Source organism: Amycolatopsis echigonensis (assembly GCF_002846615.1).
In the GTDB taxonomy this organism is placed as follows: Bacteria; Actinomycetota; Actinomycetes; order Mycobacteriales; family Pseudonocardiaceae; genus Amycolatopsis; species Amycolatopsis echigonensis.
In genome coordinates this window covers 2,678,325-2,705,168 of record NZ_PJMY01000003.1, presented here as the reverse complement: position 1 = coordinate 2,705,168, position 26,844 = coordinate 2,678,325, and the positions used below count along the sequence as shown (strand labels likewise).

Genomic DNA, 26,844 nt, shown 5'->3' with positions numbered 1-26,844 from the left:
GGTACCGATGGGACGCACCGGCCTCGGCTCGCCCCGGCCCGACCGGCTGGCGGCCGCTGCGCGGATACGGGCGATACGGACCCGGACGTTCCCGGTGTCCTGGTAGTTTCTTCCCCTATGACTGCTGCTCTTGGTGCGGCGAGCCTCATGGTCGACCTCCTTTCGGTGTACGCGGACCGGCCGGACCCGCGTTCGGTGGCCGTGGTCGGCAACCAGCCGCTGGAGCCGGACCCCGCCCGGGCCAAGGCGGTCGACGACTGCGACCTCGTCATTCGGGTCAACGGGTTCGTCATCGACGAACCGGACGGACCGGACATCACCGGACGCAAGGTGCACACGGTCGTCTTCAACCGGGCCGTGCGCGCCACCCGGCACGTGTTCAGCGACTACCGCTCCCGGCTGTACCTGCTGGTGGAGCCGGGTCGCCTGCACTGGGAGCCGGAGGCGCTGCCCGGCTGGTGGCCCTCGGATCTCGGGTTCGTCCCGGTGTCGAACCGCGACGTCGTGCTGCCCCTCTCGGACGCGCTCGGCCTGCCGACGCGCACCGAACCCACCTGGTCGACCACGGGTACGCTCGCGGCCTGGATCGCCCGCACCTCGTTCCCCGAGGCGCAGCTGGTGCTGACCGGGTTTTCGTTCATCGACAACCCGGAGCAGACCTCGTGGGAACACGCGGCGGGCGACTCGTGCATCGTGGGACCGGAGCACCAGATCGCCGCCGAGGGCAGGCTGCTGGAGTCGTGGACCCGCACCGGCACCACCACCTTGCTCCGCTGAAACCCGCTTGCACTCGTCGAAGGAACTTCCGTCATGCCCTTCACCAAGTTCAGAAATCTGTTCGGCTCCCGGGTCGCCCGGCTCGTCGATTACCGCCTCGAAGAGCGCACGCGCGGCGTGCTCCAGGACTTCGAGACCCGCATCGACGAGCTTGAGCACTGCACAACCGACCACCGCCGCCGGCTCGCCGAGACCGACGAGAAGCTGGAATCCGCGCTCGGCGACCTCCGCTGGATCCGCGGCGAGCTGGACCGGATGATCCCGCACGTCGCCGCGCAGGAGGAGCAGCTGGAAACGCTCCGGGAGAAGCTCGCGATGACTCCGCGCGCCAACGACGCCGAGGCTCTCGAAGCGCGTTCGCTGGTCGAGGAGATCCAGCGGCAGCACGCGCAGGTCCGCGTCCGGCTGGCCGGGATGGCCCGGTACGAGGAGCGGTTGAGCCGGCTCGAGGACGCGAAGTTCACCCCTGCGCAGTGACGTCCGTCATCGCCCGCGACGCGACCGAGGCCGACGCTGAACTGCTGCTGGCCTGGCGCAACGACCCGGCGACCCGGCAAGCGTCGCGGTCCACGGACGTGATCGATCCGGACAGCCACCTGCGCTGGCTGCGCGGGGTGCTCGCGGCGCCCGGCCGGATCCTGCTCGTGCTGGAGGAGGCCGGAAAACCGGTGGGCACGGTGCGGTTCGACGACGAGGGCGGCCGCGAGTGGGAGGTCAGCATCACGCTCGCGCCGGAAAGCCGCGGCCGCGGGCTGGCGCGACCGGTGCTCGACGCGGGGGAGCGGACACTGGCGGCCCGGACGGACGCGGTGGCCGTGCTGGCCGCGGTGCACGAGGAGAACGCGGCGTCGGCGGCGTTGTTCGAGCGGGCCGGTTACCTGGAGGTCGCGCCCCCTGCCGACGGTTTCCGCCGGCTGCGCAAGACTCTGCACTGAACCCCACCGGAAGGACGCCACCCATGTCCGAAGTGCGCATCGGCAAGCATCTGGTCGGCCCGGCGCGGCCGCCGTTCGTGATCGCGGAGATGTCCGGCAACCACAACGGGGACCTGGACCGCGCGCTGGCCATCGTGGACGCGATCGCCGACGCCGGCGCGCACGCGGTGAAACTGCAGACCTACCGTCCGGACACGATCACCGTCGACGTCGACGGCCCGGCGTTCCGGATCGGCGACGGGCATTCCCTGTGGGGCGGGGAAAATCTGTACAAACTGTACGAAAAGGCGCATACGCCGTGGGAATGGCACGAACCGATCTTCGCTCGCGCCCGCGAACGCGGCCTGGAAGTGTTCTCCAGCCCCTTCGACCCGACCGCGGTGGAGCTGCTGGAATCGCTGGACGCGCCGGCGTACAAGATCGCCTCGTCGGAGATCGTCGATCTGCCGCTGATCGAACTGTGCGCCCGCACCGGCAAACCGCTGGTGATTTCGACCGGGATGGCGAACGTCGCGGAGATCGACGCGGCCGTGCGCACCGCCCGCTCGGTCGGCAACGACCAGCTGATCGTGCTCGGCTGCACGGCGAGCTACCCGGCGTCTCCGACGGAAAGCAACCTGCGCGGATTGCCGTTGCTGGCCGGGCTCACCGGGACGCTGGTCGGGTTGTCCGACCACACACCCGGTCTGGGCGCGCCGGTCGCCGCGGTCGCGCTGGGTGCGGTGGCGATCGAGAAACACGTGACGCTCGCTCGCAGCGACGGCGGCGTGGACTCGGAGTTTTCGCTGGAGCCAGCGGAATTGGCCGCGTTGGTCACGGAGACCCATCGGGCGTGGGAAGCGCTCGGCGAGCCGGTGCTGGGCCCGCGCGAGAGCGAGAAGGAAGGGCTGCGGCTCCGGCGTTCGCTGTACGTGGTGGAGGACGTCCGGGCCGGGGATCCGGTGACGGAGCGGAACGTTCGCTCGATCCGCCCGGCCGGCGGGCTCGCCCCGGCGGAGATCGCGAACGTGCTGGGGCGGACGTTCCGGGTGGATGCCGCCAAGGGGACCGCATTGAGCTGGGATCTGATCTAGGCTCGGTCGCATGGCAGGCGAGAAGTCCCGCAAGGCGTTGCTGGCCACGCTCGGGGTCCTCGGGGCGGTTCCGGTCGCCTCCGGGCTCACCGGAATCCTCGGCGGGCCGGAACGCGCCCCGGGCGGTGCCTCGACGACGCCGAGCGTCGACAGCGAGTACCGGTTCGTGAACACGTTCTGGACCGCGGCCGGGTTCGCGTTGTGGTGGTCGATCCGCCGCCCAGAGAAGCGCGCGGCGACGACCCGGCTCGTCTTGGGGACAGCCGCCGCGGGAGGACTGCCGCGGCTTCTGTCGGCACGGAAAGCTGGTGCGCCGCATCGGGTGTTTCAGGCTGCGACGGTGCTGGAACTGGCGGTGGTGCCGGCTGTGCTGGTGTGGCACGCGAAGGTGGTTCGGGACGGTCAGCGCACGGAAGACTCGAGCGCAGACCTGCCAGCAGCCTTCTGATCCGCAGTCAGCTGCCGAAGAACCCGCGCACCCCGTCGATCACCCGGTCCACGTCGGAATCCTTCAGCGACGGGAACAGCGGCAGCGAAAGTTCCTGCTCGTAATACGCCTCGGCATTCGGGCACAATCCTCGGCGGTAGCCGAGATCCTCGAACACCGGATGCCAGTAAGCCGGGATGTAGTTCACCTGCACCCCGATCCCCAGCCCGCGCAGATGGTCGAACAGCGCACGCCGGCGGCCGTCCAGTACTCGCAGCGGGTACAGATGCCACACCGGGTCCGCGCCCTCGCGGCGAGGCGGCGTCAGGACGCCTTCGACCTCCGCCAGAGCCGCGTTGTACCGCGCGTGGATTTCGGCGCGCCGCAGCTTGAATTCCGTCAGCCGCTTGAGCTGGCTGCTTCCCAGCGCGCACAGGACGTCCGGCAGCCGGTAGTTCAGGCCGAACTCGTGCACTTCCTGGTGCCACGCGCCTTCGTCCGGGTATCGCTGGCGCGACTTGTCCCGGACCAGCCCGTGATTGCGGAACGCTTGCGCGCGCCGCACCAGCTCGTCGGATCCGGAGACGACCGCGCCGCCTTCGGCGGTGGTCAGGTTTTTGGTGGGGAAGAAGGAAAATGTGGTCAGATCGGCGATCGAGCCGACCGGGCGGCCCTGCCAGGAACCGCCGACCGAGTGTGCCGCGTCTTCCAGCAGCAGGGCATCGGCGTCGTGCGCGACCTTCGCCAGTGCGTCCAGTTCGGCGGGATGCCCGGCGTAGTCGACAGCGGCGACCACCTTGGTGCGGCTGGTGATCGCCGCCGCGGCCGCGTCGACGGACAGGTTGCCGGTGTCTGGCTCTACGTCGGCGAACACCACCTTCGCGCCGTGCAGTGCCGCGGTCGCCGCGGTGGCGACGAAGGTCATCGGCGACGCCACAACCTCGTCGCCCTCGCCGATTCCGGCCGCGGCGTACGCGACATGCAAGGCCGCGGTGCCGGACGTGACGGCCACGGCGGGGGTGCCGCCGGTGTGTTCCGCCAGGTCTGCCTCGAACTTCGCGACCGCGGGACCCGTCGTGAGCCAATCGCCGCGCAGGACCGAGACGACGGCCTCGATGTCTTCTTCGCTGACGGACTGGCGGCCGTACGGCAGGAAGCCCGCCGACGGTCCCTCGGAGGCGGCAGAGGACTCAGGCATATTGCTCGACCAGTTCGCGGAGTTCGTCGGCCTCGAGCCAGAGGTCGTTGGTGTCCGAGCGGTACGCGAAGCCCTCGGGCACCTGCTCCCCGGCGGCGGGCGATTCGTAGCCCCAGCCGGCGAGGTGCGGCTGCACGACGTAGCGGTCGGTCAGCCGGAGAGTCCGTCGCGCGTCGTCCGGCGCGATCATCTCCTCGTGCAGTTTCTCGCCCGGCCGCACGCCGACTTCGTGCATCGGCGAACCCGGCGCGATCGCCTGCGCGAGATCGACCAGCCGCATGCTCGGAATCCGCGGCACGTACAGCTCGCCGCCGGACATCTGGTCGAACGAGTCGACCACGAACCGCACGGCCTGCGGGAGCGTGATCCAGAACCGGGTCATCTCCTTGTGCGTGATCGGCAGCGATTCGCCCTGCTCGGCGAGTTTGCGGAAGAACGGGATGACGCTGCCGCGCGAGCCCATCACGTTGCCGTAGCGCACCACGGAGAACCGCGTCGGATGCGCGGCCGCGTAGTGGTTGCCGCTGATGAACATCCGGTCCGCGCACAGCTTCGTCGCGCCGTAGAGGTTGATCGGGCTGGACGCCTTGTCGGTCGACAGCGCGACGACCTTCTTCACGCCGGTGTCGATCGCCGCCTCGATCACGTTCTGCGAGCCCGTGACATTGGTCTGGACGAACTCGAACGGGTTGTACTCGCCGGTGTCGACCTGTTTGAGCGCCGCGGCGTGCACCACGTAGTCGACGCCGTGCATGGCGCGCTCGAGGCGGCGGCGGTCGCGCACGTCGCCGATGAACCAGCGCAGCCGCGGGTCGTCGTTGAACAGCTGCCGGGCTTCGTACTGCTTCAGCTCGTCGCGGGAAAGCACCACCAGCCGGCTGGGGTTCAGCTCGGCCAGCGCGTAGGCGATGAACGCCTTGCCGAAGGAGCCGGTCCCGCCGGTGAGCAGGATGCTGGAACCATCCAGCTCGGACATCGATGACCTCCGCGATCGGGGTTCGTGGATCGGCGCGGGGCGCCGCAGGCCATCATGTCACCCATGCGTGCAGGCCCTGGCGTCAACGCCGTGATACAGGCCCGGTCGTCGTCCACCCGGCTGCCGGGGAAGGTGCTGCGGCCGCTCGCCGGGCGGAGCGTGCTGGGCTGGGTCGTGCGGGCCGCGGCGGCCGCCCCCGGCGTGGCCAAGGTAGTGGTCGCGACCTCGGACGACGCGTCCGACGACGCTGTGGCCGCCGAGGCGGAGCGGTGCGGCGCGCACGTCGTCCGGGGCCCGCTGGACGACGTCGTGGCCCGGTTCGGGCTCGCGCTGGCGCAGCACCCGGCGGACGCAGTGATCCGTCTCACGGCGGACTGCCCGCTGCTCGATCCGGCCCTGATCGGCCGGCTGGTCGCGGTGTGGCGGGCCGAACCGTCGCTGGACTACGTCTCGACCACGCTCGTCCGCACCCTGCCGCGGGGTTTCGACGCGGAGCTGGTGCGCGCGCCGGTCCTGGCCGAGCAGGTGGCGACCGCGACCGGGGCGGACCGCGAACACGTGACGTCGGCGATCTACCGGCGGCCCGACCGGTACTCGTGCACCGGCATCGTGGTCAGCCCGGCGGCCGACGATCTGCGCGTCACCTTGGACACCCCGGAGGACTGGGAGCTGATCTCGGCTCTCGTGGCTGAGCTCGGCGACGTGCCGGGTTCGTGGCGTTCGGTGGTGTCGCTGCTGCGGTCGCGACCGGATTTGGCGGCGGTGAACGCACACGTCGAGCAGAAGAAGGTCGGCCAGTGAAGCTGCTGCTCCGCGCGGACGCTTCGCCGGACATCGGGGCCGGGCACATCTCCCGGGCGGTCGCCTACGCCGAGCGCGCGGTCGCGCGGGGCTGGGACGTGCACTTCGCCGGCTCCACGACTAACGCGGACTGGCTGGCGGCGCGGTTCGACGAGCTGTCGGTACCGCGTTTGCCGGTTTCTTCGTTGGCTGACTTGGCTTCCGGCTTCGATGCCGTGCTCGTGGACCACTACGGCATCGGCGACGTCCGCGCCGAGGTCAACGCCGCTGGTGCTCGTTTGGTGTCCATTGAGGACGATGTGTTCGGTCGTCGTCCGGCAGATGTGGTCGTGGATTCGGGGTTTGCGCCGGGCCCGCGTCCGGCGGATGGTTCGGGCGTGCTGTTGCGGGGTGTGGAGTACACGCCGCTTCGAGACGTCGTGCTGCGCGCGCGTTCTCGCCGGAGCACCTCGTCGCCGCCGCAGGTGACTGTGGTTGTGGGCGGCGGTGCCGAGTGGGCTTCGACGGTTTCTCTGTTGCTCCAAGCGCTTGCTGACACGGGATTGCCGTTCACGGCGGACGCTTTGGTTCGCGGCACGCCGACGTTGCCGTCCACTGTGGAGGGACAGACGATCCGGGTAGCCGCGCCGCATGCCGGATTGCTGGACCTGCTCGCCGGGACGGACATCGCGATCAGCGCGTCCGGGGTGACGTTCCTGGAGCTGTGCTGCCTCGGGGTGCCGACGGCCGCGGTGCAACTGGTGGACAACCAAGCGGCCGGGTACCGGGCGGCGCTGGAACGAGGTCTGGCGTGCGGTTTGGGTCCGGCGGACACCTTGGGCGCACGGCTGCCGGAAGCGACGGAGACGTTGCGGCAGCTGCTGTCGGACGCTTCACTGCGGTCACGGCTTTCGGCAGCTGGCCAGTCTGCTGTGGACGGTCGGGGAGTGGACCGGGTGCTGGACGTTCTGTCCGGGTTCTGATCGAGGACCGGAACAGTCCGCAATCCTTCCTACTGTCCTCCGCATGACCGAGACCCCGTTCCGGATCGACATCCCCGAGTCCGCCCTCACCGACCTCAACCGTCGCCTGGCGGACACCCGCTGGCCCGACCCCTTCCCCGACCCGGGCTGGGACCTTGGCATCCCCGTCGAAGCCGTCCAGGACCTCGTCGAGTACTGGCGGCTCGGCTTCGACTGGCGGGCACAGGAAGAACGCCTCAACGGCTTTCCCCAGTTCACCACCACCATCGACGGCGCGAACATCCACTTCCTGCACCTCGAATCCCCCGAACCGAACGCCCTCCCGCTCCTGCTCACCCACGGCTGGCCCGGTTCGATCGTCGAATTCCTCGACCTCGTCGGCCCCCTCGCCGACCCCCGCGCCTACGGCGGCGACCCGGACGTGGCGTTCCACGTCGTCGTTCCCTCGGTGCCCGGGTTCGGCTTTTCCGGGCCGACCCCCGACCGCGGCTGGGGTCCGGCTCGGACGGCGCGCGCCTGGGCCGAGTTGATGACCCGCCTCGGGTACGCGGAATTCGGCACGCACGGCGGTGACTGGGGCGCGTTGATCTCCCGCGAACTCGGAGTCCAATTCCCGGAGCGGATCATCGGGGCGCACGTGACGATGCTTCCGTCCGCGGTGGCGCGCGAAGAGGCGGACCTCGACGGGCTCAGCGGCGCAGAGCTGGCGAAGGGGCAGCGGTCACTGGCGAAGGCGCGGGCCTTCCAGCAGAACGGCGTCGGCTACGCGATGATCCAGTCCACCAAGCCGCAAACGCTTGCGTACGGGCTCACCGACTCCCCGGCCGGCCAGCTGGCCTGGATCGCCGAGAAGTTCCGGGCGTTTTCGAACACCGACCACGACCTGATCGACCGGGACGACCTGCTCGCCAACGTGTCGATCTACTGGTTCACCCGCACCGCCGCGTCGTCCGGGCGGATCTACGCCGATCAGGACGTCCAGTGGGGCGCGCCGCTGGCGACGTCGACCGTGCCGACGGCTGTCGCGGTGTTTCCGGACGACATCGGGCTTCCGCTCCGGCACCTGGCCGAGCGCACCGACCGGATCGTGCGGTGGACGGAACTCCCGCGCGGCGGGCACTTCCCGGCGCTCGAAGAACCCGATCTGCTGATCGGCGATCTTCGAGCGTTCTTCTCCGCGGAAACCCAGGGGAAAAGCTAGAGGTACTGCCCGGTTCCGGTGATGCCGTGCCCGTGCCCCTCGCCCGGGTGCGCACCGGAGCCGGACGATCCCGCGGGAAGGCCGCGGCGCATCTGCTCCAGCTGCACCCGCGCCGCCATCTGCTGCGCGAACAGCGCGGTCTGGATGCCGTGGAACAAGCCCTCCAGCCAGCCGACCAGCTGGGCCTGCGCGATCCGCAGCTCGGCGTCCGAGGGCGTCTCGTCCTCGGTGAACGGCCGCACGAGGCGCTCCAGTTCCTCGCGCAGCTCCGGCGCGAGCGCCTCCTCCAGTTCGCGCACCGACGTCTGGTGGATCTCGCGGACCCGGTTGCGGCTGGCGTCGTCCAGCGGTGCGGCGCGGACCTCCTCCAGCAGCTGCTTGATCATGGTCCCGATGCGCATCACCTTGGCCGGTTCCTCGACCAGGTCGCCGACGGACTCGTTCTCCTCGCCCTCGGGTGCCGCCTGCGCGGTGCCGACCGGGACCCCGTCCGGCCCGACGACGACCACGCGCGGCGCGTCCGCGTCCCTGGCTGCGCCCGTTCCCCCGAAGTTCGGCTCGCTCATATGCTCCATCCCCGTCGGTTAGCGGTCCTGACCCGAGCCTAGCGGCCGTTCGGGCAGTTCTGCCCAACCCCGCGGCAACCGCGAAACCGCACGTCCGTACGGTGTCCCCATGGCGTTTGACGTCGCTCGTATCCGTGGGCTCTTCCCCGCGCTTGGCGACGGCTGGATTCACTTCGACGGCGCCGCCGGAATGCTCGTGCCCGAACAGGTCGCTTCGGCCGTTTCGACAGCTATGCGGGCACCGGTGTCCGGGCCGGGCGGGGCGTTTCCGGCCTCCCAGCGGGCGGAAAGCATCGTCACCGCGGCCCGCCGGGCCGTGGCTGATCTGGTCGGGGCGGACCCGGCTGCCGTCGTGCTCGGTCCGAGCGCGCCGGTCCTGTTGCGCCGCCTCGTCGACGCGCTCGCCGAGCGCTGGACGATCGGCGACGAGATCGTCGTCTCCCGGCTCGACGAAGAGGCCAACATCGCGCCGTGGCGGCGGGCCGCGAAACGCGTCGGCGCGGTCGTGCGGTGGAGCGAAATCGACATCGAGACCTGCGAGCTGCCCGCGTGGCAGTACGAGAACCTCGTGTCCGCGCGGACGAAAGCGGTGTCGGTGACGCTGGCGTCCGGGTCCGTCGGGACCCGGCCGGACGTGCCGACGGTGATCGAATTCGCCAAACGCGTCGGCGCGCTGGTCGTGGTCGACGCGACGTACGCGGCCCCGTTCGTGCCGCTTGACCTGCAAGAACTCGGTGCCGACGTCATGGTCGTCTCCGCTCCCTCGTGGGGCGGGCCTGCCGTCGGCGCGCTGGTGTTCCGCGATCCGGAGCTGCTCGAGCGCGTCTCGTCGGTGTCGCTCGACCCGGCCGCGACCGGTCCCGCGCGGCTCGAACTCGGGCCGCACGCGTACCCGCTGCTGGCCGGTGTCGTCGCGTCCATCGACTACCTCGCCGGCCTCGACGACGCCGCGACCGGCTCCCGCCGCGAACGCCTGGTGACGTCGCTCGGCTCGGCCAAGTCGTACCACGCGGGCCTGCTCGCGCAGCTGTCCACGGAACTGCGCTCGCTGCGGCACGTGATGGTGATCGGCGACGCGATGCGCCGGATCCCCGCGCTCGCGTTCGCGGTGGCCGGCACGAAAGCGTCCCAGGTCGCCGAATACCTGGCGTCGCAAGGCTTGTGCGCGTTCGCCGACGACGGCACCAGCGGCGTGTTCGCGTCGCTGGGCGTCGGCGAGGTCGGCGGAGCGGTGCGGATCGGGCTCGCGCACTACTCCAACGTGTTCGAGATCAACCAGCTGGTGCGGGTGCTGGAAGAACTGCGCTGACCCTGGTGCGTGGTGGTCCCGAGGAGAACCGGGATCACCACGCACGAGCGTCAGGACTTCGCGGCCAGCAGGACCTTCCCGAAGATGCTGCCCTCCTCGAGCATCCGGTGCGCGGACGCCGCCTCGGCCATCGGCACCACGTGGCCGACGATCGGCCGCACCGAACCTTGTTCCACCAGCGGCCACAACCGATTCCGGACATCCGCGACGATCGCCGCTTTCTGGTCCAGCGGGCGGAATCGCAGCCCGGCCGCGAACACGCTCGCGCGTTTGCCCAGCAGCTTGCCGATGTTCAGCTCGCCCTTGACCCCGCCCTGCATGCCGATGATGACGAGCCGGCCGTCGGCGGCGAGCGCGTCGACGTTGCGGTCCAGGTACTTCGCGCCCATGTTGTCGAGGATGACGTCGGCGCCGCTCTTCGTCTCCGCGCGCAGCACCTCGACGAAGTCCTGCTCCTTGTAGTTGATCGTGATGTCCGCGCCGAGCTGGCGGCAGCGGTCGAGCCGGTCGGCCGAACCCGCGGTGACCGCGACGGTCGCGCCGAGCGCTTTGCCCACCTGGATCGCGTGCGTGCCGATGCCGCCCGCGCCGCCGTGCACGAGCAGGACCTGGCCTTCGCCGAGACCGGCGTGCATCACGACGTTTGCCCACACCGTGCAGGCCACCTCGGGCAGCCCCGCCGCGGCGACAGTCTCGATTTCGCCGGGCACCGGCAGCAACTGTCCGGCCGGGACCGCGACGCGCTCGGCGTATCCGCCGCCGGCGAGCAGCGCGCACACCTCGTCGCCGACCTGCCAGCCCTCGACGCCCTCGCCGAGTTCGGCGATCGTGCCGGAGCATTCCAGGCCGAGGATGTCGCTCGCCCCGGGCGGCGGCGGGTAGTTGCCCTGGCGTTGCAGCAGGTCGGCGCGGTTGACCGCGCTGGCCGTGACGTCCAGCAGTACCTCGCCGGGCCCCGGTTCCGGATCGGGGACCTCGGTCCATTCGAGCACGTCAGGGGCACCGGGTTCGCGGATCGTGATCGCGTGCATGCGCCCGACTGTATCCCGGGTCAGCCGAGATCGTTGGTGCTGAAGGTGTTGCAGCGCGCGGGCTGTCCGGTCTGGAAGCCGGTGGTGAACCACTTCTCGCGCTGAGCCGAGGTTCCGTGCGTGAAGCTCGACTTGTCGACGTGGCCGTTGCCCAGGTTCTTCTGGATGTAGTCGTCGCCGATCCGGGACGCGGTGTCCAGCGCGCGCGAGATGTCGTCCTTCGTGACGTCCTGGACCAGCGGTTTCCCGGAGCTGGTCGGGGTCGTGCTGGCGTGGTTGGCCCAGACGCCCGCGTAGCAGTCGGCCTGCAGTTCCAGCCGGACCGAACCGGAGGTCGGGCCGGTGCCGGTGCCGCGCTTGGACGTTCCGGTGAGGTTCTGCACGTGGTGGCCGTATTCGTGGGCCAGCACGTACGCCTCGGTGAACAGCCCGCCCTGTGCGCCGAAGCGGGTCTTCAGCTCGTTGAAGAACGTGAGGTCGATGTACACGTACGAGTCGGCCGGGCAGTAGAACGGCCCGGTGTCCGACGTCGCGCTGCCGCAGCCGGTGCGCACGCCGCCGCTGAAGAAGCGGGTGGTCGCCTTGCGGTAGGTCTGGCCGGAACGGGAGAACTCCTGCGTCCAGTAGTCCTGGATGGAGTTGACGATCGCGACGACCGCGCAGTCGTGGTCGCGGTTCGCGTCGGCGCCGGTGCGGCACTTCTTCGCGAGCGTGCCCGCGTCCAGCTGCTGCCCGGCGTGGACGTCGCTGAGCCCCAGTCCGCCCGCCGCGGGCGAGGTTCCGGTGCTGGGAGCGCCGCCGAACTGGGAGATCAGGAAGTAGATGACCAGGCCGACGATGCCGAGCCCACCGCCGCCGATGGCCACCCGGCCGCCGATGCCGCCGCCTCCGCCGCTGCCGCGCATGTCCTGGACTTCGGAGGAATCCAGACCCGCGTTGTCGTCGAATCGCACGCGGAAAGGGTAGCCGCACACCCGGGAACGCGGCTGGGTGCGGCCCCTGCGCTGGGGGCCGCACCCAGGTACTACCGAGGTTTCGTTGAGAGCGGTTGGCCACCGGCCGGGCTGGCGTCCGGCGCTGCCTTCGCGGTGCCGAGGCCGCGAAGTGAAGCAGCGGCATAACGACGCCGGGTGCGCGTGGCCGATGCCGAGCGCACGGGGTGCTCGTGCTGTTCGCAATCGCGACCGAACCGGAACGGGGCCGTGCCGGTCGCGGGGACACAGCGGGCGGTCAACCGCGGGAACTACCTGCCATGCCACCACCTGGCCCTTCCCGGGGGGAAACGCGGCCCGGCGTGCCCTTCGGCGCGCTCCGGAGATCCTCGTCGTCCCTCCGCTGCCCCCGAGGATGCGCTTCTTCGCGCCGAGTCTCAACCTTTTCGTAACCCTCCATTGGGGGAAGTTCGACCGAGAATTTCACGCCGGGCCGAAACGGAGCCGCGAAACCGGCCTTCTACGCTTCCGGACATGAGCGATGACCAGGACGTGCGCTGGCTCGACCCGGACGAGCAGCACGCCTGGCGGGCCTACATCGTCGCGTCCCTGCGGTTGCGCCAGCGGCTGCATCGCGAACTGACCGAAAGCCACGGCATCTCGCTCGCGGACTACGAGGTCCTGGTGTGCCTGAACATGGCCCCGGACCGGTGCACCCGGATGACGGAACTGGCGGGGCAGCTGGGCTCGACGAAGAGCAGGCTGTCGCATCAGATCGGCAAACTGGAGGACGCCGGGCTGGTCGCGCGCCGCCCGGACCCGGAAGACAAGCGCGGCGTGCTCACCCAGCTGACCGACGCCGGCCAGCGCGTACTGGACGAAGCGGCCCCGACGCACGTGCGCGGCGCCCGCGAGCATCTGATCGACCTGCTGACGCCGGACGAGCAGACCGCGGTGGCCACGGCGTTCACCCGGGTCCTCGAACACCTGGACGACGTCGAAGGACGGCGCGATACCCTGACCCAGAAGGAAGCGTGGCAGAGCGGCCGAATGCAGACGCCTTGAAAGCGTCCGTAGGGAAACCTACCGGGGGTTCAAATCCCTCCGCTTCCGCTTGACGCCTCGAGCGTCCGGCCCCGGATTCCGTGCCTCGCGCGGGAGACCGGGGCCGTTTTCTTCAGCTGTCCCCGGTCGCACGGGTACCCTGGCCGTGCTGTGCGCCGGGTTCCCGTGGAGTCTTCCGTCATTCGCGACGTCGGCTACGACGCCGCGAAGTCGGTGCTGGAGATCGGGTTCCACAACGGCACCGTCTACCGCTACCACCTCGTGCCCGCGCGGGTGCACCGCGAGCTGATGGCCGCGGAGAGTCCCGGGCGCTACCTCAACCAGGAGATCAAGCCGAGGTTCCCGGGCCAGGCCGTGGAGTGATTGCGGCGTCAGGCTTTCTTGGCCGCGCGCTGGGCGATCCGCGCCTGGACTTCCGGGCGGCGCAGCGGCGGCACGGTCGCCGGCGGCTGACGGCGCTGCGGGAGTTCTTCCAGCAGTCGCGCGGTGATCTGGGCGATTTCGGCGACCGCCGCCTCGAACGGTTCGCGCGTCGCGTCCGAAAGAGACTGCACCCCGGTCACTTTGCGCACGTACTGGCGCGCCGCGGCTTCGATCTCATCCGTGGTGGCGGCGGGCTGCAGGCCGCGGAGCGTCGTGATGTTTCGGCACATGCGGTTCAGGGTACTTCTCTGCGGCTGACTGCATCACACTCTAGGGCCAACCTCGTTGACGGGGTCCGAGACCGCCCGGCAACCTTGATGAAGTGCCCCTCAGACCGCGATCTCCCCGGCTCAGCCGCCCCGTTCCGGAAGTTCCCGCCGACACCCCGATTCCCGAGCAGGCCTGGCACCGCGTTGCCGTCGACGAACTGGTCACGCTCGTCTCCGTTGTCCTGATGGCACAAGGCTTTCCCGAAGAACGCGCCCGTCCGGCCGCGGAGGCGCTGTGCCACGGCGATCTCACCGGCGCACCCGAAACGGGCGTCGGCGAATTGACCCGCGTGCATCTTCCCGCGATCGAAAGCGGATTGGTCAGCCCCGCTGCCCAGCCGTTGCTGATCGCCGACCGCGGAGCCGCGGCGCTCGTCGATTACCGGCGTGCGTCGGGGCTGTGGGCGGTCGGCGACGCGATGGACCGCGCGGTGCAACGGGCGGGCCGGTTCGGCGTCGGGCTGCTGTCGCTGCGCGGGGTCGGGCCGTTCGGCCGCGTCGGACACCACGCCGCGCGGGCGTTGCCGCACGGGATGATCGGGATCGTGATGGCCGCGGGCGGGTATGCCGACCAGCCGGTGCATCCGCTCGGGATGGCCGCGCCCGCGGGGGCGTATCCGGAGTTCGTGTTCGATATCGATCTTGCGGACGCGGCTCGCAATCCGCAGTTCGCGGGGTTCGCGTTGATGGTGGACGTGCTGGCCGGGGTGTTGTCCGGGGTGGCCGATCATGAGCACGACACTGGGCTGCTGGTGTTGGCGATCGCTCCTACGACGTTGCGCAGTGCGGACGGGTTTTACCGGGCGGCCAGTGCGGTGTTCGGGAGCATGCTCGGGTGGGAGGGCGGGACGCCGGTCCGCTATCCCGGGTGGCGGGAGGCGCAGTATCTCGAACAGTGCCGGGCGTTGGGGGTTCCGTTGCAGGCCGCGGTGCGGCGGCAGTTGGATTCGTTGGCGTTGAAGTTGGGGAGGGCGCCGTTGACGACTGTGGGGTGAGGGGGCTGGGTCGTTCGGCTCGTCGCCTGGCGGCGACATTGCAGGTGGGTGTGTGCGTGGGGCACCCCGAAGTTTGATTGTGCTGACGGTTCGGGGGTGCTTGTCAAGGCGGGAAAGATGCCTTGACAAGCACCCCCGAACCGCAGAGGAGGCTTCGTATCGGGGTGTGGGGGAGGGGCTGGGTGCCTCGATTGTTGGGTGCATCGGTGGCGGGTCGGTGGTGGGGGGCGCGCGGCTCGGGGGCCTGGATGTGTTAAGTGTGGGGCTGCGGTTTTGTGGTGGGCGCGCGACTTGGGTGAGTGGTTGTGTGGGTTCGCGGGTGCCGGTTTAGCGCACCAATGAGGTTTTCGGTGCAGGTGACGCACCGAATGCCGCCTTGGGTGCATTGCGGCGGCGGGGCGCGGCGGCGTGCCGTGAGGGGGACCCTGAGTGAACTGGGCCCCGGAAGTTGGACTGGTTATGTAGAGGTTAGGCGGCGAGGGTCTGGGCTCGGTATTCGGCTGGGCTGAGGTCGCCGAGGGTGGTGGAGATGCGGGTGGTGTTGTACCAGTCGATGTAGTCGTGCAGTGCCGTGGTGAACGTGTCGACGGTGTCGAACGTGTTGTGGTGGAAGAGTTCTTCTTTGAGGTGGCCGAAGAAGTTCTCGGCGACGGCGTTGTCCAGGCAGGTGGCGCGGCGGGACATCGACTGGGTCAGGCCGGCGTCGGCGAGCAGGGTGCGCCAGGAGGCGTGCTGGTATTGGAAGCCCTGGTCGGAGTGCACCAGCGGGCGGGCTCCGGCGGGCAGGGTCGCGATCGCGGCGCGCAGCGAGGAGTTCGTCAGCTCCAGCGTCGGGGACGGGCCGCAGGCGTAGGCGACCACGGACCGGTCGAACAGGTCGATCACGGGCGAGAGGTAGAGCTTGCGGTCGCGGATGCGGAACTCGGTCACGTCGGTGACCCATGTGGTGTCCGGGGCGTCGGCGTTGAACTGGCGGTTGAGCAGGTTCGGCGCGGTCGTGCCGGGCCGCCCGGGCCAGGACCGGCACCGGCGCGGCCGCCGGACCTGGCAGGCCAGGCCGAGGGCGTTCATCAGCGTGCGCACGGTTTTCTTCGCCACCCGCCAGCCGTCGCGGGCCAGGACCGCGTGGATCCGCCGGTGCCCGTAGCGGCCGCGGGCGGCCTCGAACGCCTCGGCGATCGCGGCCTTGAGCCCGGCGTGCGGGTCGGGCCGGTCCAGGCGGGCCTGGTGGTAGAAGAACGTCGACCGGGCCAGGCCCGCGACCGCCAGCAGCACCGGCAGCGGATAGTCGGCCTTGAGGGCGGCGACGGCCTGGGTTTTCACCCTCGCCCCTGCTCCCTCAAGGCCCGCAATTTTTTTAGGTAGGCGTTCTCCGCCGACAGCCGCAGGTTCTCCGCCCGCAACCGCTCCAGCTCGCCGGGACCCGGCGAGTCCGCGACACCGGGCGGACGGCCTTTCGGCTTGGGCCGCAACGCGTCCTCGCCCTCGCGCCGATACGCCCGCGCCCAGTTCTCCACGAGTTTGGGCGAGGACAGGCCGTGCTCGCGCGCCAGCTCGGCCGCGGTCGCCTCGCCGCCGACATACCGGCGCACGACCTCCAGCTTGAACTCGAACCCGAACGACCGCCTGCCTGGCTTGTTCATCAGCGCTCCCGCGCTCCGCAGCCTCCAACGATCACGCAAGCGTCGCACGGCACCCGCCGACACCCCCAACCGGGACGCCACGGCCTTCGCGCCATACCCGTCCTCGAACAACGCAACAGCGGACGCCCGCTGCCACTCAGACAACGAACTGCGTGGATGCAACGAACCACTCCCCGGACAGCCGGAACTGGATTCCCAGTCCAACTCCCGGGGCGCAGTTCAGAGGGAAACAGAGTCTGTGAAGGTTCCCCTCACGAACGTTGGGCCGGGGGTCAGCGGGCCAGGGAGACGCGGGCTTTCTCGGTTCCGACTGCGACGATGTCGCCGTCTGCTAGTTGGCGGCCTCGGCGGGTTTCGACTTCGCCGTTGACCGTGACTTCTTCCGCGTCGATCAGGTCTTTCGCGTGCGAGCCGTTGTCCGCGAGGTCGGCCAGTTTCAGGAATTGGCCCAGCCGGATCGGTTCCCCGGTGATCGGGACGTCGCGCGTGCTCATGGGCCGCATCATGTCATGGCATTGTGGTTGCCCGGTTGTACAGATCGGCGATCTGGTCGTCGAAATAGCTCGAGTACGAGATGTCGTCGGTGTTTCCGCCTGCCTCGTAACCGCCGATCACGCCGACTACCGTGCCGGTTTTCGTGTCCGGTGCGGGGTCCGCTACCAGCGGGCTGCCGCTCGTGCCGGTCGCGAAGCCGGGGCAGTCGAGGCGCATCTGGTGGTCGTCTTGCTGCTGGGTGTGCGTTTCGCAGGTGGCGACCTCGTCGACGCCGTCCGGATAGCCGGCCACGGTCACCTGGCGGGCGAAGGGGCCGTTCGTGCCGAGTTGGTTCGCTCCGGTCACTGCTTCGAGGGGTTCCGGGGAACCGTCCTGACGCGCGGTCGCGAAACCGACATCGAGGTTCGGATCAGACGAATCGATCCATCCTTGCGCGACCAGTTCGTTCCCGACCTGCCAGTACCCGTACGGCGCGACGCCGTCGTGGAAACCGGGCGCGAAGGTGATATTGGACAGATAGCCGCCGCCTTCGCCGTCGTGGATGCAGTGTGCGGCGGTGAGCAGTTCGTCCCCGCGCGGGCTGTGCACGACGCTTGCCGTGCAGTAATGCGAACCGTCGACGAACAGCGCGCCGATGGCCGCGTGGATCGGCTTCGCCGGGGTCGACGGCGCGACCGCCGGTTCCGCTGCGTGCTGAGCGCACGCCACGATGGTCCCGCTCGCACTCATCAGTGCGAACAGCCCGATCACCGTGCGCCGCATGTCACCTCCTGTACTGGTCTTCGTCACTAGTATCAGAGTGAGCGGTGAGACCAGGGTGGGGAGACGATGAAGGACTTCTCGAACAAAGTCGCAGTGATCACCGGAGCGGGCTCGGGCATCGGCCGGGCGCTGGCCCTCGAACTCGCGTTGCACGGCGCGCTCCTCGAGCTGTCCGATGTCGACTCCGAAGGCCTCGACGGCACCGTGCGCGAAGCCCGCGAACGCGGCGCCAAGGTGCGGGGCCATTCCCTCGACGTGGCCGACCGGACCGCCGTCCTCGCCCACGCCGAAGACGTCGTGCGAGAGCACGGCCGGGTCAACCTCGTCGTCAACAACGCCGGGGTGGCGCTGGGCGCGACCGTCGAGGACATGACGTTCGAGGACTTCGACTGGCTGCTCGGCATCAACCTCGGCGGTGTCGTGAACGGCACGAAGGCATTCCTGCCGCACCTCATCGACTCCGGAGACGGCTACGTCGTCAATATCTCCAGCGTGTTCGGATTCGTCGGAGTGCCTACGCAGAGTGCGTACAACGCGGCGAAGTTCGCCGTTCGCGGATTCACCGAGTCACTGCGCGAAGAAATGCTCGCGGCACGGCATCCGGTCGGCGTCAGCTGCGTGCATCCGGGCGGGATCAAGACCAACATCGCCCGCAACGCCCGCGGCGGAGCGGCCGGCGACCAAGCCAAAGCGGCGGCCGGATTCGAGAAAATCGCCCTTACCACACCGAAGAAAGCGGCCGAGACCATCCTGCGCGGCGTGCGCAGGCGGTCCGCGCGGATCCTCATCGGACCGGACGCGTACGTGATCGACGCGATCCCGCGCGTGCTCGGTTCGGCATACCAGCGTCCGCTCGCGGTTTTGGCGCGCCAGGGACTCAAGCGCGTCGAGCGGAACGGATAACTCGCCGCGACCGTCCGCATTCTTGATCACTCGATAGAGTTGCATTTTCGCCGAGCACCTCGGAAATGCCGCAGAATGCTCCGAGTCCACTCGTGTGTCCGCACCCCGGAGGTAGCCCTCGATGCTGCGCCTTGCCGAGCGCCGACTGGCCGCGCCCGCTGACCGGGCCTCCGGGGAACTGGTCGACCGCACCGGCATCATCGCCGCGAGCCTGCCGCGCGAGCCGCGCCCGCAGGACGAGGCCGCGGCCGAGACGAGCTGCGAATCGACCCAGCAGATCCCGGTGATCGCCGGATGCGCGCCCGCCGAGGAACGTCCGCGCGCGGTGGCGTCGCGGCGGCGGGCCCGGGTGTGGGTCGGTGCCGGGCTGGCAGTGCTCCTGGTCGGACTCGGCTGGCTGGCCGGCGGGTTCTTCACCGGCTCGCTCCCCGGCCAGACCGCGGACGACGCCGTCGCGCAGGCCGAGCAGCGCCTTCCGATCGCGGAGCAGCAGGTCCCGGTTCCGTCGACGATCACGCCGCCGGTGACGCAGACCGCGCCGCCGGTCACGGTGTACGTCCCGGTGCCCACGCACCAGACCCCGGTGCGGCGCCACAACCCGAGCCACCCGACCGCGCCGCGCGCGACGGCGGCTCCGGAAACCCAGCAACAGGCCGACCCGCGTGCGGACCTCGGGTCGCCCGCTCCGAGCAAGACCCCGTCGCGGGCGGGCATCGACCAGTTCCTCGACTGGAAGCCGTGGCTCGACGCCGCGCAGCGGATGGCTGGCGGGCGCTGAGGGATCAGCGGGCAGGGCAGCGCGCCGACCGACGGCCAGCCTGACCTCAACGACAGCAGCGTCACCGGCATCGGCAGGCAAAGGCAAGCAAGAACTGCGATTGGCCGATTCCCCGCAGGCTGGAGGCACCGACCGCGGGGTCAGCCGATCCAGGCGTATTCGTGTTCCGGCCGCCCGGTCGCGCCGTAGCGAAGGCGCATTTCCACTGCTCCCGACTCCGCCAGCGCGGTCAGATAACGCTGCGCGGTAGCGCGGGCCATGCCGAGTTCGCGAGCCACTTCGGCGGCCGACAGCGGGGTCGGGGAACCGCGCAGCCGCTCTGACACCAGGCGAGCCGTCGCGCTTGACTGGCCTTTCGGCGTCGCGGCGCGGTCCTGGTCATGGAGAGCGCGGAAAGCCCGGTCCACGTCGTCCTGGGACAGCGGACGTTCGGTCGTGACCAGACCGCGGTAGCGGGCGTACGAGGTGAGCCGTTCCGACAATTGCCGCGTCGTGAACGGCTTGATCAGGTAGTTCAGCGCGCCCGCGCGGATCGCGGCGGAGATCGACGTGGCATCGGTGGCGGCGGACAGCACAATGGTGTCCGTCTTCAGGTCGGGCAGGACGGAGAGTCCGGACTCGTCCGGCAGATAGACGTCCAGCAAGACCAGGTCCGGGGCCAGTTCCCGCACGCGGGCGCGGGCTTCGGCGGCAGTGTGCGCGACCCCGGCGACAGTGAATCCCGGTACCTCCGACACGAATCCCGCGTGCACGCCGGCGACGCGGAAGTCGTCGTCCACGATCAGGGTGCGGATCATGCGTCGGTCTCCTCGGGTCGGTCCAGCAGTCCGGGAAGTTTCGCGACGAACAACGCGCCGGTCGTCGCGCCGCCGGGGTCGGCGAGCCACACGTCACCGTCGCGGGCTCGGGCGGCTTGGCGGGCCAAGGCCAGTCCGAGACCGTGGCCGGGACTGAGCTTTGTGGACACTCCTTCGTCGAAAAGCTTGTCCCTTAAGGTCGCGTCGATTCCCGTGCCACTGTCTACAACGGACACATGCAAAGTGGAGTCATCGGCGAGCAGGCCGACTTCGACCCACGCGGGCCGGCGCGGGCCCATGCGCGCGGCGTGCAGGGCGTTGTCGACCAGGTTGCCGATCATGGTGCCCGCGGCGATCGGATCGGTTACTGAAGCCGGTACCCAGGCGTCGTCGGCCAGTCGGAGCTCAATGCCTTTTTCCTGTGCCTGCTCGGTTTTCGCGACCAGCAAGGCTTGCAGGTACGGATCGGTGACCCGGTCGTCGAGCGGTTCCGCCCGCGAGGCGGTGGTTTCGGTCAGGGTCTGCAGGTATTCCTCGGCTTCGGCGTGGTGGCCTAGCTGCAGCAGGCCGGACAGCGTGTGCAGGCGGTTCGCGAACTCGTGCCGTTGCGCGCGCAGGCCGTCGGACAGCGAACGGATGCCGTCGAGTTCGCGGGTGAGAGTGTCGAGGTCGGTGCGGTCGCGGAAGGTCAGCACGGTGCCCAGCGCGCGTTCTTCCCGGTGCACGGCACGGGAATTGATCACCAGGACCCGGTTTCCGGCGACGGCCAGGAGGTTGTCCACTGGGCGTCCTTCGGACACGGCCTGGTGCACTCGCGGGGACAGGTCCAGTGCCTCCAGCGGCGCGCCGACGGGGAGCCGGGTGCCGAGGAGCCGTTCGGCCTCGTCGTTGCGGACGGTCACCCGATGTTCCGCGTCGACGGCCAGGACGCCTTCGCCGATGCCGTGCAGGACGGCTTCGTGTTCGTAGAGCAGTTCGGTCAGTTCGTGGGGTTCGAGGCCGTGGGTTACGCGGCGCAGACGGCGGTTGAGCAGGGCGGACGCGCCAGCGCCGATCAGGAGCGCACCGCCGCCGAAGACCATCGTCAGGATGAAAAGCCGGTTGAAGTCGCCGGTCAGCTCACCGATGCGGTAGCCGACGCTCACCTCGCCGATGACCCGGGAGCCCTGCTTGATCGGAGTTTTGCTGCGCACGGACGGTCCCAAGGTGCCCGCGTTGAACTCGCTCACCACGTCGTTGCCCGCGATCACTTCCTCCCACGGCGTGCTCACCTGCTTGCCGACCATCTCGGGCGTCGGATGGGCCAGCCGGATGCCGTGATCGTCCGTGATGACCACGAACAGCAGCGCGTCGTCGGTCCGCGTCACCGCTTCGACTCGCTGCTGGAGGTCCGGGCCGGGTTTGCGGGAAGCCGCACCGGCGACCACCACGGGCTCCGTGGCCACGGATTTCGCGATCGCCAAGGCTCGCTCGCCGTACTGTTCGGTCAGGGTCGTGCGCAGGAGCGAGCTGACCAGCGCGACGCCGAGGCCCACGACGAGGACCACCACGCCGATCTGCAACAGCAGCACCTGACGGGTGAACCGCATCCGCGGAAAGAGCGCCCACTTCGGCATGCCAGGGAACATACCCCCAGCTCAGCGCCGTGCGCTAAACGAGCAAAACGTGGAGAACGCGCAGAGCGCACGCAGAACGTCGACAAGCTTCTCCGCCGCGAAACGCGCTCTTAACCTGCGTCGAGCGAGTCCCCACCGTGACGAAGGAGTCACCTCGATGGCCCCACTCATCGAACTGATCGGCGCCACCAAAAGGTTCCCGAGCGGATCAGGTTCTGTCCACACCGCAGTCCGCGAGCTGACCATGACCGTCGAACCGGGGGAGTTCGTCGCCGTGGTCGGACCGACCGGATGCGGCAAATCCACCACGTTGTCGCTGGTCTCCGGGTTGCAGCCGGCGTCGGCGGGCCGGGTCGTCGTGCACGGCTCCGACGTGAAGTCGATTCCGGACGGCGTCGGCTACATGTTCCAGACCGACGCGGTGATGCCGTGGCGTTCGGTGCTGGACAACGTCGCGTCCGGACCGCGCTTCCGCGGCGCGTCCAAAGAGGACGCCCGGAAGAAGGCGGCCGACTGGATCGCCCGCGTCGGGCTGGCCGGATTCGAGAAGTACTACCCGCACCAGCTTTCCGGCGGTATGCGCAAGCGCGTCGCGTTGGCGCAGACGCTGGTCACCGAGCCGAAAATCCTGCTGATGGACGAGCCGTTCTCCGCGCTCGACGTCCAGACTCGCGCGCTGATGCAGGACGAGTTGCTCCGGCTGTGGTCCGGCACCGGCGCCGCGGTGATCTTCGTGACGCACGACCTCGACGAGGCCATCGCGTTGGCGGACAAGGTAGTCGTGCTGACGACCAGCCCGGCGACGGTCAAGGACGTGTTCGAGGTTCCGCTGGAACGGCCGCGCAAGGTGGAAGACCTGCGGCTGACCGAGGAATTCCGCAAGATCTACTCCGACATCTGGGAATCGCTGCGCGGCGAGGTCGACAAGGCCCGCCAGAAGGGAGCGACCGGTGTCGCTTGAGACTCGGACCGCGCCGACGCCGGTCTTCGAAACCGAACAAGACATTCTTGCCCGCGCGAAGAAGTCCGCCGGACGGCACAAGCGCAACGTCTGGCTGCTTAGGCTGGCGATTCTCGTGGCCTGGCTGGGATTGTGGGAACTGGCGGGCCGATTCTGGATCGACCCGTTCTTCTACTCGATGCCGTCGAAGATCTGGCAACGGCTGACCGAATGGTTCACGACCGGAACGGACTTCGGGACCATTTGGTACCAGATCCTGGTGACCGTCGAGGAGGCCGTGATCGGCTTCGTGCTCGGTGCCGTCGCTGGCGTGATCTGTGGTGTGATTCTTGGCCGCAGCGCGTATCTCGCCGAGGTGCTGGCTCCGTTCATCAAGGCAGCCAACGCGATGCCGCGTATCGTGCTCGCCGCCCTGTTCGTGATCTGGTTCGGCCTCGGGCTGTCCTCGAAGGTCGCGACGGTGTTCGTGCTCGTGTTCTTCGCGGTGTTCTTCAACGCGTTCACCGGTGCTCGGGAAGTGGATCGAAACCTGATCGACAACGCCCGCATTCTCGGCGCGACAAGGTGGCAGGTGCTGCAGTCGATCGTGCTGCCCAGTGCTACGTCGTGGATTCTTTCCTCGCTGCACGTGGCGTTCGGTTTCGCGTTGATCGGTGCGGTCGTCGGCGAGTACACCGGTGCCAAGGCGGGTATGGGATTCTTGATCGCCAACGCGCAGGGCACGTTCGACACCGCCGGGGTCTACGCCGGGATGCTGGTCATCATGGTCGTCGCGTTGTTCGCGGAATGGCTGATCGGTTCGGCGGAGCGCAAACTGCTGCGCTGGCGTCCGCAGATGTCGACCGACGACGGACGACGGGACATCTGACATGCGGCTGAAAAGGACACTCGCGGTCGCGGCGGCCGCACTGGTGACCGTCGCCGGGGTGACCGCCTGCCGGGATTCCCGGGAGATCGACCTCGGCACCAGCGGGCGGCCGCACCTCAAGATCATGGTCGGCGGACTGTCCAAAGTGATCTATCTGCCGGGGCAGCTCGCGAAGCAGCTGGGCGAGTACCAGAAGCAGGGGCTGGACGTCGAACTGTTCGACCAGCCGTCCGGGGCCAACGCGGAAACCTCGCTGCTGGCCGGGGAAGTGCAGGGCGTGGTCGGGTTCTACGACCACACGATCGACCTGCAGGCCAAGGACCAGTGCATCACGAGCGTGGTGCAGTTCGCGAATGTGCCCGGGGAAGCGGAAATGGTCGCGACCTCGAAGGCCGCGCACATCAAATCCGGCGCGGACTTCCGCGGAAAGAACCTTGGCGTCACGTCGCTGGGCTCGTCGACCGACTTTCTCACCAAAGCGCTCGCCAGCCGCGGCGGCGTCGGCAGCAAGGACTACACTCCGGTGAAGGTCGGGGCTGGGCAGACGTTTATCTCGGCCCTGCAACAAGGTTCGATCGACGCGGGCATGACGACCGACCCGACCATCGCGCAGCTGACCAACACTGGACAGGCGAAGGTCTTGTACGACATGCGCACGCCGGAAGGCACGCGCGCGGCGCTGGGCGGGCTGTACCCGGCGAGTTCGCTGTACATGAGCTGCGAAATCGTGAAACGTTATCCGGACGTCGTGCAGAAACTCGCCAACGCGTATGTGGATTCGCTGAAGTGGCTTTCCACGCACACCGCGGAGCAGGTGGCCGATCTGATGCCGCCGTCGTTCGCGGGCGGGGACAAGGCGTTGTACGTCAAGTCGCTCAAGGACAGTCTGCCGATGTTCACCAAGGACGGCCGGATGGACCCGTCCGGCGCGCAGAACGTGCTGAAGGTGCTGGGTGCGTCGTCCAGCAACGTGAAGCCGAAAAAGGACAAGATCGATTTGTCCCAGACGTACACCACCCAGTTCGTGGACGCCGCGCACGCCCGTACGGCGCGGTAGTCCACTTCGGAAGGAGTCCGTGCCGGCCCGCTGCCTCCCCTGGCGGGCGGGCACGGACTTCCGGGTACGGACCGGAGAATCGGGACATTTGGTGAACTATTCCCCAGATGTGAATACCCTTCGAAAGTAGCTACCAACGCGGGCGGGCGAAATTCAACACTGGTACGCGCAGGCACTCCCGTGACCAGATTGGATGCCCATGAGTTCACGATCCTTCCCGCGTCCCCTCGGATTGCTGGCGGTCGGCGCGTTCGCGGCCGCGACCCTCGTCGCCGGCGCGGGAGCCGGGCCCGTCACCTTCGGCAAGCACTTCCACGGGAACCACTACTCCGGCGGAAACTGGGGCGGCTACGTCAGTTTCGGCAGTTTCACCACCGCGACCGCCGGCTGGACCGAACCGGCGGCGACCTGCAAATCCAGCAACGACCTGTTCGCGCCGTGGGTGGGCATCGACGGCGACGGATCGTCCTCTGTGGAGCAGACCGGCGTCGCGACCGATTGTTCCAGCGGCAGCCCGCAATACCAGGCGTGGTACGAAATGTACCCGGCCGCACCGGTGTACTACTCGGCGAGCGAGGCACCGGTGAAGGCGGGCGACCACATCACCGCGACTGTCACGCGTAGCAACAGCAGCTACAAACTCGACCTGAAGAACGACACGCAGGGCTGGACGAAGACGACCACGCAGTCGTTGAACGCGAAGCACTCGTCGGCGGAAGCGATCATCGAATCGCCGTCCGATTCCTACCCGACGATCAACGGCGGCGTGAAGTTCGACGGGGTCAAGTTCGACGGCAAGAACCTTGCCGACACGAGCCCGCAGGGCCTCAACGCGGACGACGGCGGCAGCGCCACGTGGGTCCCCGGCCCGATCGGTTCGGACGGCCAAAGCTTCACCATGAACCGGCAGTAGCCAAAAGCCTGTGCGGGAGCCCCGAGGGAAGCAGAGTCCCTCGGGGTTTCCGTCACGGACGTTCGAAGCGGTAGGCGCGTTCGACCCGGGAGACCTGGACATCGAAGGAGCGGTACCACTCGGCGCGGCCGTGGTTGCGGGTTTCGGCGTGCTCCAGGTTGGTGCGCCACGCGGCGATGGAGTCCTCGTCCTGCCAGTACGACACGGTGATGCCGAGCCCGGACTCGTCGCGGACGGAGTTCTGGCCGAGGTAGCCGGGCTGTTTCGCGGCGAGGTCGGACAGATAGGCGGCGCGCTCGGCGTAGCCGCGGTCCCCGTCGGTGCGCAGGGACGTGAAGATCACCGCGTAGTAGGGCGGTTCGGGAAGCTCCATGGCCGGAGATATACCTGGCGGGGGCGGGCGAGGCCAGTGGGTTTCAGCCCTGGAGGCCGTTGACCGCCCAGGCGAACACCATCAGCGCGAGCAGCAGCGAGATCCCGGCCTGGACCATCATGGTCATCTTCGCCCAGATCCGCAGCGGCATGACGTCGGTCGGGCTGAACGCGGTGGCGTTGGTGAACGACGTGTAGAGGTAGTCCAGGTAGCGCGGTTCCCATTCCGCCTTGGCCATCGACGGGTCGCTCATCTGCGGAAACTGCAGGTCGGGGAAGTCCGCCCGGCCTGCCGCGCGCCGGGCCGGGCCGCCGCGGTCGAACTCCCAGTACCAGAGCGAGAAGACGACGATGTTGGTCCAGTACACGACCACGCCGCTGATCAGCACCTGTACCGCGTGCCCGCGTTGCGCGCCTCGTGCGATCTCGATCACCAGCTGCACCGCGGACGCGCCGTTGAGCACGCTGACGACGGCCAGCGCGGCCAGCGCCACCATGCGCTCGATGATGTTGAACTCGGTGAGCCGCCCGGGATTGAGAAACAGCAGTGCGATGATCAGCACGGCGGTCAGCGCGGGCAGCAGCCACCACGGGTGCAGCACCATCTCGTCGGGCAAGGCCAGCTGCAGGGCGAGGGTTCCGATGACAACGGCCGCCGCGGGCCACCGGGTCTCGCCTTTGGTCGCCCGCCGCCAGGCAGGCACTTGTTCGTCAGCCACCCGAACACGGTAGGACTCGG

General features: G+C 68.9%; 32 protein-coding genes, 1 tRNA gene and 1 pseudogene. 19 read left to right on the top strand and 15 right to left on the bottom strand.

From position 1 onward, the window contains the following. Positions 1 to 147: 147 nt before the first annotated feature. From ATK30_RS17635 to ATK30_RS17615, 5 genes are read left to right on the top strand one after another with little or no spacing between them, the layout of a single operon-like run. The gene (locus tag ATK30_RS17635) at positions 148 to 777 is read left to right on the top strand and encodes a hypothetical protein (protein ID WP_101436506.1); all 630 of its coding nucleotides are present in this window, start codon (positions 148 to 150) and stop codon (positions 775 to 777) included. A 33-nt stretch (positions 778 to 810) separates the two neighbouring features. Beyond that, positions 811 to 1,254: a hypothetical protein gene (locus tag ATK30_RS17630; RefSeq protein WP_101436505.1), complete on the top strand. Its 444-nt coding sequence runs from the start codon at positions 811 to 813 to the stop codon at positions 1,252 to 1,254. Beyond that, on the top strand, positions 1,251 to 1,712 hold the full coding sequence (locus tag ATK30_RS17625) for a GNAT family N-acetyltransferase (protein ID WP_101436504.1): 462 nt from the start codon (positions 1,251 to 1,253) through the stop codon (positions 1,710 to 1,712). The genes ATK30_RS17630 and ATK30_RS17625 overlap by 4 nt, the downstream gene beginning before the upstream one ends. A gap of 23 nt (positions 1,713 to 1,735) precedes the next feature. Next, positions 1,736 to 2,785 (top strand): pseudaminic acid synthase, encoded by a 1,050-nt coding sequence (gene pseI / locus ATK30_RS17620; RefSeq protein WP_101436503.1) that lies wholly within the window; start codon positions 1,736 to 1,738, stop codon positions 2,783 to 2,785. Positions 2,786 to 2,795: 10 nt separating this feature from the next. After that, the gene (locus tag ATK30_RS17615) at positions 2,796 to 3,233 is read left to right on the top strand and encodes a DUF4345 domain-containing protein (protein ID WP_101436502.1); all 438 of its coding nucleotides are present in this window, start codon (positions 2,796 to 2,798) and stop codon (positions 3,231 to 3,233) included. Between the two features lie 7 nt (positions 3,234 to 3,240). On the opposite strand, the gene ATK30_RS17610 is transcribed toward ATK30_RS17615, so the two are convergent. Both ATK30_RS17610 and pseB read right to left on the bottom strand, forming a co-directional pair. Then, complete coding sequence (locus tag ATK30_RS17610) at positions 3,241 to 4,410, bottom strand: DegT/DnrJ/EryC1/StrS family aminotransferase (RefSeq protein WP_101436501.1); 1,170 nt, start codon at positions 4,408 to 4,410, stop codon at positions 3,241 to 3,243. Then, positions 4,403 to 5,386 carry a UDP-N-acetylglucosamine 4,6-dehydratase (inverting) gene (gene pseB / locus ATK30_RS17605; protein ID WP_101436500.1) on the bottom strand — a complete coding sequence of 328 codons (984 nt, stop codon included), beginning with the start codon at positions 5,384 to 5,386 and terminating at the stop codon, positions 4,403 to 4,405. Before pseB ends, ATK30_RS17610 begins: the two co-directional genes overlap by 8 nt. A 63-nt stretch (positions 5,387 to 5,449) precedes the next feature. On the opposite strand from pseB, the gene ATK30_RS17600 reads away from it, so the two are divergent. From ATK30_RS17600 to ATK30_RS17590, 3 genes are read left to right on the top strand one after another with little or no spacing between them, the layout of a single operon-like run. Next, entirely contained in the window at positions 5,450 to 6,187 is a 738-nt protein-coding gene (locus ATK30_RS17600; RefSeq protein ID WP_101436499.1) for a cytidylyltransferase domain-containing protein, read from the top strand. Beyond that, entirely contained in the window at positions 6,184 to 7,149 is a 966-nt protein-coding gene (locus ATK30_RS17595; RefSeq protein ID WP_101436498.1) for a spore coat protein, read from the top strand. Before ATK30_RS17600 ends, ATK30_RS17595 begins: the two co-directional genes overlap by 4 nt. Before the next feature lie 43 nt (positions 7,150 to 7,192). Further along, on the top strand, positions 7,193 to 8,350 hold the full coding sequence (locus tag ATK30_RS17590) for an epoxide hydrolase family protein (RefSeq protein WP_101436497.1): 1,158 nt from the start codon (positions 7,193 to 7,195) through the stop codon (positions 8,348 to 8,350). Here the strand turns inward: ATK30_RS17590 and ATK30_RS17585 are convergent. Next, positions 8,347 to 8,925, bottom strand: a complete 579-nt coding sequence (locus ATK30_RS17585; RefSeq protein ID WP_101436496.1) for a bacterial proteasome activator family protein — start codon at positions 8,923 to 8,925, stop codon at positions 8,347 to 8,349. The two genes, ATK30_RS17590 and ATK30_RS17585, sit on opposite strands and share 4 nt — an antisense overlap. A gap of 100 nt (positions 8,926 to 9,025) precedes the next feature. On the opposite strand from ATK30_RS17585, the gene ATK30_RS17580 reads away from it, so the two are divergent. Then, complete coding sequence (locus ATK30_RS17580) at positions 9,026 to 10,225, top strand: cysteine desulfurase-like protein (protein ID WP_101436495.1); 1,200 nt, start codon at positions 9,026 to 9,028, stop codon at positions 10,223 to 10,225. Between the two features lie 50 nt (positions 10,226 to 10,275). On the opposite strand, the gene ATK30_RS17575 is transcribed toward ATK30_RS17580, so the two are convergent. Next, on the bottom strand, positions 10,276 to 11,256 hold the full coding sequence (locus ATK30_RS17575; protein WP_101436494.1) for an NAD(P)H-quinone oxidoreductase: 981 nt from the start codon (positions 11,254 to 11,256) through the stop codon (positions 10,276 to 10,278). 20 nt (positions 11,257 to 11,276) lie between these two features. Then, positions 11,277 to 12,209 carry a KPN_02809 family neutral zinc metallopeptidase gene (ypfJ, locus tag ATK30_RS17570; RefSeq protein WP_101436493.1) on the bottom strand — a complete coding sequence of 311 codons (933 nt, stop codon included), beginning with the start codon at positions 12,207 to 12,209 and terminating at the stop codon, positions 11,277 to 11,279. A gap of 513 nt (positions 12,210 to 12,722) precedes the next feature. On the opposite strand from ypfJ, the gene ATK30_RS17565 reads away from it, so the two are divergent. The 3 genes from ATK30_RS17565 (at position 12,723) to ATK30_RS17555 (ending at position 13,616) form a co-directional block, all read left to right on the top strand. Next, the gene (locus tag ATK30_RS17565) at positions 12,723 to 13,253 is read left to right on the top strand and encodes a MarR family winged helix-turn-helix transcriptional regulator (RefSeq protein ID WP_101436492.1); all 531 of its coding nucleotides are present in this window, start codon (positions 12,723 to 12,725) and stop codon (positions 13,251 to 13,253) included. Beyond that, positions 13,217 to 13,301, top strand: a tRNA-Ser gene (locus ATK30_RS17560). The genes ATK30_RS17565 and ATK30_RS17560 overlap by 37 nt, the downstream gene beginning before the upstream one ends. A 102-nt stretch (positions 13,302 to 13,403) precedes the next feature. Beyond that, positions 13,404 to 13,616 carry a KTSC domain-containing protein gene (locus ATK30_RS17555; protein ID WP_101436491.1) on the top strand — a complete coding sequence of 71 codons (213 nt, stop codon included), beginning with the start codon at positions 13,404 to 13,406 and terminating at the stop codon, positions 13,614 to 13,616. A gap of 8 nt (positions 13,617 to 13,624) precedes the next feature. Here ATK30_RS17555 and ATK30_RS17550 read toward each other — a convergent pair whose 3' ends face one another. Beyond that, entirely contained in the window at positions 13,625 to 13,906 is a 282-nt protein-coding gene (locus ATK30_RS17550) for a DUF2277 domain-containing protein (RefSeq protein WP_101436490.1), read from the bottom strand. A 92-nt stretch (positions 13,907 to 13,998) separates the two neighbouring features. Here ATK30_RS17550 and ATK30_RS17545 point away from each other — a divergent pair, with 92 nt between their 5' ends. Then, positions 13,999 to 14,940, top strand: coding sequence for an Ldh family oxidoreductase (locus ATK30_RS17545; RefSeq protein ID WP_101436489.1), 942 nt, complete (start codon positions 13,999 to 14,001; stop codon positions 14,938 to 14,940). A gap of 468 nt (positions 14,941 to 15,408) precedes the next feature. Here the strand turns inward: ATK30_RS17545 and ATK30_RS17540 are convergent, their stop codons facing one another. From ATK30_RS17540 to ATK30_RS17530, 5 genes and pseudogenes are all read right to left on the bottom strand, one after another. Beyond that, entirely contained in the window at positions 15,409 to 16,263 is an 855-nt protein-coding gene (locus tag ATK30_RS17540; protein ID WP_244194528.1) for an IS3 family transposase, read from the bottom strand. Then, entirely contained in the window at positions 16,260 to 16,583 is a 324-nt protein-coding gene (locus ATK30_RS46215) for a helix-turn-helix domain-containing protein (protein WP_101438641.1), read from the bottom strand. Before ATK30_RS46215 ends, ATK30_RS17540 begins: the two co-directional genes overlap by 4 nt. A 33-nt stretch (positions 16,584 to 16,616) precedes the next feature. After that, positions 16,617 to 16,727, bottom strand: a pseudogene (locus ATK30_RS47720) (helix-turn-helix domain-containing protein); the annotation flags it as partial. A 128-nt stretch (positions 16,728 to 16,855) separates the two neighbouring features. Next, complete coding sequence (locus ATK30_RS17535; protein WP_167441932.1) at positions 16,856 to 17,077, bottom strand: RNA-binding S4 domain-containing protein; 222 nt, start codon at positions 17,075 to 17,077, stop codon at positions 16,856 to 16,858. Positions 17,078 to 17,090: 13 nt separating this feature from the next. Next, complete coding sequence (locus ATK30_RS17530) at positions 17,091 to 17,840, bottom strand: trypsin-like serine peptidase (RefSeq protein ID WP_101436487.1); 750 nt, start codon at positions 17,838 to 17,840, stop codon at positions 17,091 to 17,093. A gap of 66 nt (positions 17,841 to 17,906) precedes the next feature. Between ATK30_RS17530 and ATK30_RS17525 the strand changes: the two genes are divergently transcribed. Next, the gene (locus ATK30_RS17525; RefSeq protein WP_101436486.1) at positions 17,907 to 18,743 is read left to right on the top strand and encodes an SDR family NAD(P)-dependent oxidoreductase; all 837 of its coding nucleotides are present in this window, start codon (positions 17,907 to 17,909) and stop codon (positions 18,741 to 18,743) included. Between the two features lie 121 nt (positions 18,744 to 18,864). Continuing rightward, complete coding sequence (locus tag ATK30_RS17520) at positions 18,865 to 19,521, top strand: hypothetical protein (protein ID WP_101436485.1); 657 nt, start codon at positions 18,865 to 18,867, stop codon at positions 19,519 to 19,521. 140 nt (positions 19,522 to 19,661) lie between these two features. On the opposite strand, the gene ATK30_RS17515 is transcribed toward ATK30_RS17520, so the two are convergent. Continuing rightward, positions 19,662 to 20,318: a response regulator gene (locus ATK30_RS17515; protein ID WP_101436484.1), complete on the bottom strand. Its 657-nt coding sequence runs from the start codon at positions 20,316 to 20,318 to the stop codon at positions 19,662 to 19,664. After that, positions 20,315 to 21,934 (bottom strand): sensor histidine kinase, encoded by a 1,620-nt coding sequence (locus ATK30_RS17510; protein WP_416332713.1) that lies wholly within the window; start codon positions 21,932 to 21,934, stop codon positions 20,315 to 20,317. The genes ATK30_RS17515 and ATK30_RS17510 overlap by 4 nt, the downstream gene beginning before the upstream one ends. A 157-nt stretch (positions 21,935 to 22,091) precedes the next feature. Here ATK30_RS17510 and ATK30_RS17505 point away from each other — a divergent pair, with 157 nt between their 5' ends. The 4 genes from ATK30_RS17505 to ATK30_RS17490 all read left to right on the top strand — a co-directional run bounded on the left by ATK30_RS17505 (position 22,092) and on the right by ATK30_RS17490 (position 25,733). Further along, positions 22,092 to 22,895, top strand: a complete 804-nt coding sequence (locus tag ATK30_RS17505) for an ABC transporter ATP-binding protein (protein ID WP_101436483.1) — start codon at positions 22,092 to 22,094, stop codon at positions 22,893 to 22,895. Continuing rightward, positions 22,885 to 23,763 carry an ABC transporter permease gene (locus ATK30_RS17500; protein WP_101436482.1) on the top strand — a complete coding sequence of 293 codons (879 nt, stop codon included), beginning with the start codon at positions 22,885 to 22,887 and terminating at the stop codon, positions 23,761 to 23,763. The genes ATK30_RS17505 and ATK30_RS17500 overlap by 11 nt, the downstream gene beginning before the upstream one ends. 1 nt (position 23,764) lies before the next feature. After that, positions 23,765 to 24,820: an ABC transporter substrate-binding protein gene (locus ATK30_RS17495; RefSeq protein ID WP_101436481.1), complete on the top strand. Its 1,056-nt coding sequence runs from the start codon at positions 23,765 to 23,767 to the stop codon at positions 24,818 to 24,820. Positions 24,821 to 25,019: 199 nt separating this feature from the next. Continuing rightward, positions 25,020 to 25,733 (top strand): G1 family glutamic endopeptidase, encoded by a 714-nt coding sequence (locus ATK30_RS17490; protein ID WP_101436480.1) that lies wholly within the window; start codon positions 25,020 to 25,022, stop codon positions 25,731 to 25,733. 52 nt (positions 25,734 to 25,785) lie between these two features. Here ATK30_RS17490 and ATK30_RS17485 read toward each other — a convergent pair whose 3' ends face one another. After that, positions 25,786 to 26,106 (bottom strand): antibiotic biosynthesis monooxygenase family protein, encoded by a 321-nt coding sequence (locus ATK30_RS17485; protein WP_101436479.1) that lies wholly within the window; start codon positions 26,104 to 26,106, stop codon positions 25,786 to 25,788. Positions 26,107 to 26,149: 43 nt separating this feature from the next. Further along, positions 26,150 to 26,824: a DUF1345 domain-containing protein gene (locus ATK30_RS17480; protein WP_101436478.1), complete on the bottom strand. Its 675-nt coding sequence runs from the start codon at positions 26,822 to 26,824 to the stop codon at positions 26,150 to 26,152. Positions 26,825 to 26,844 lie beyond the last annotated feature (20 nt).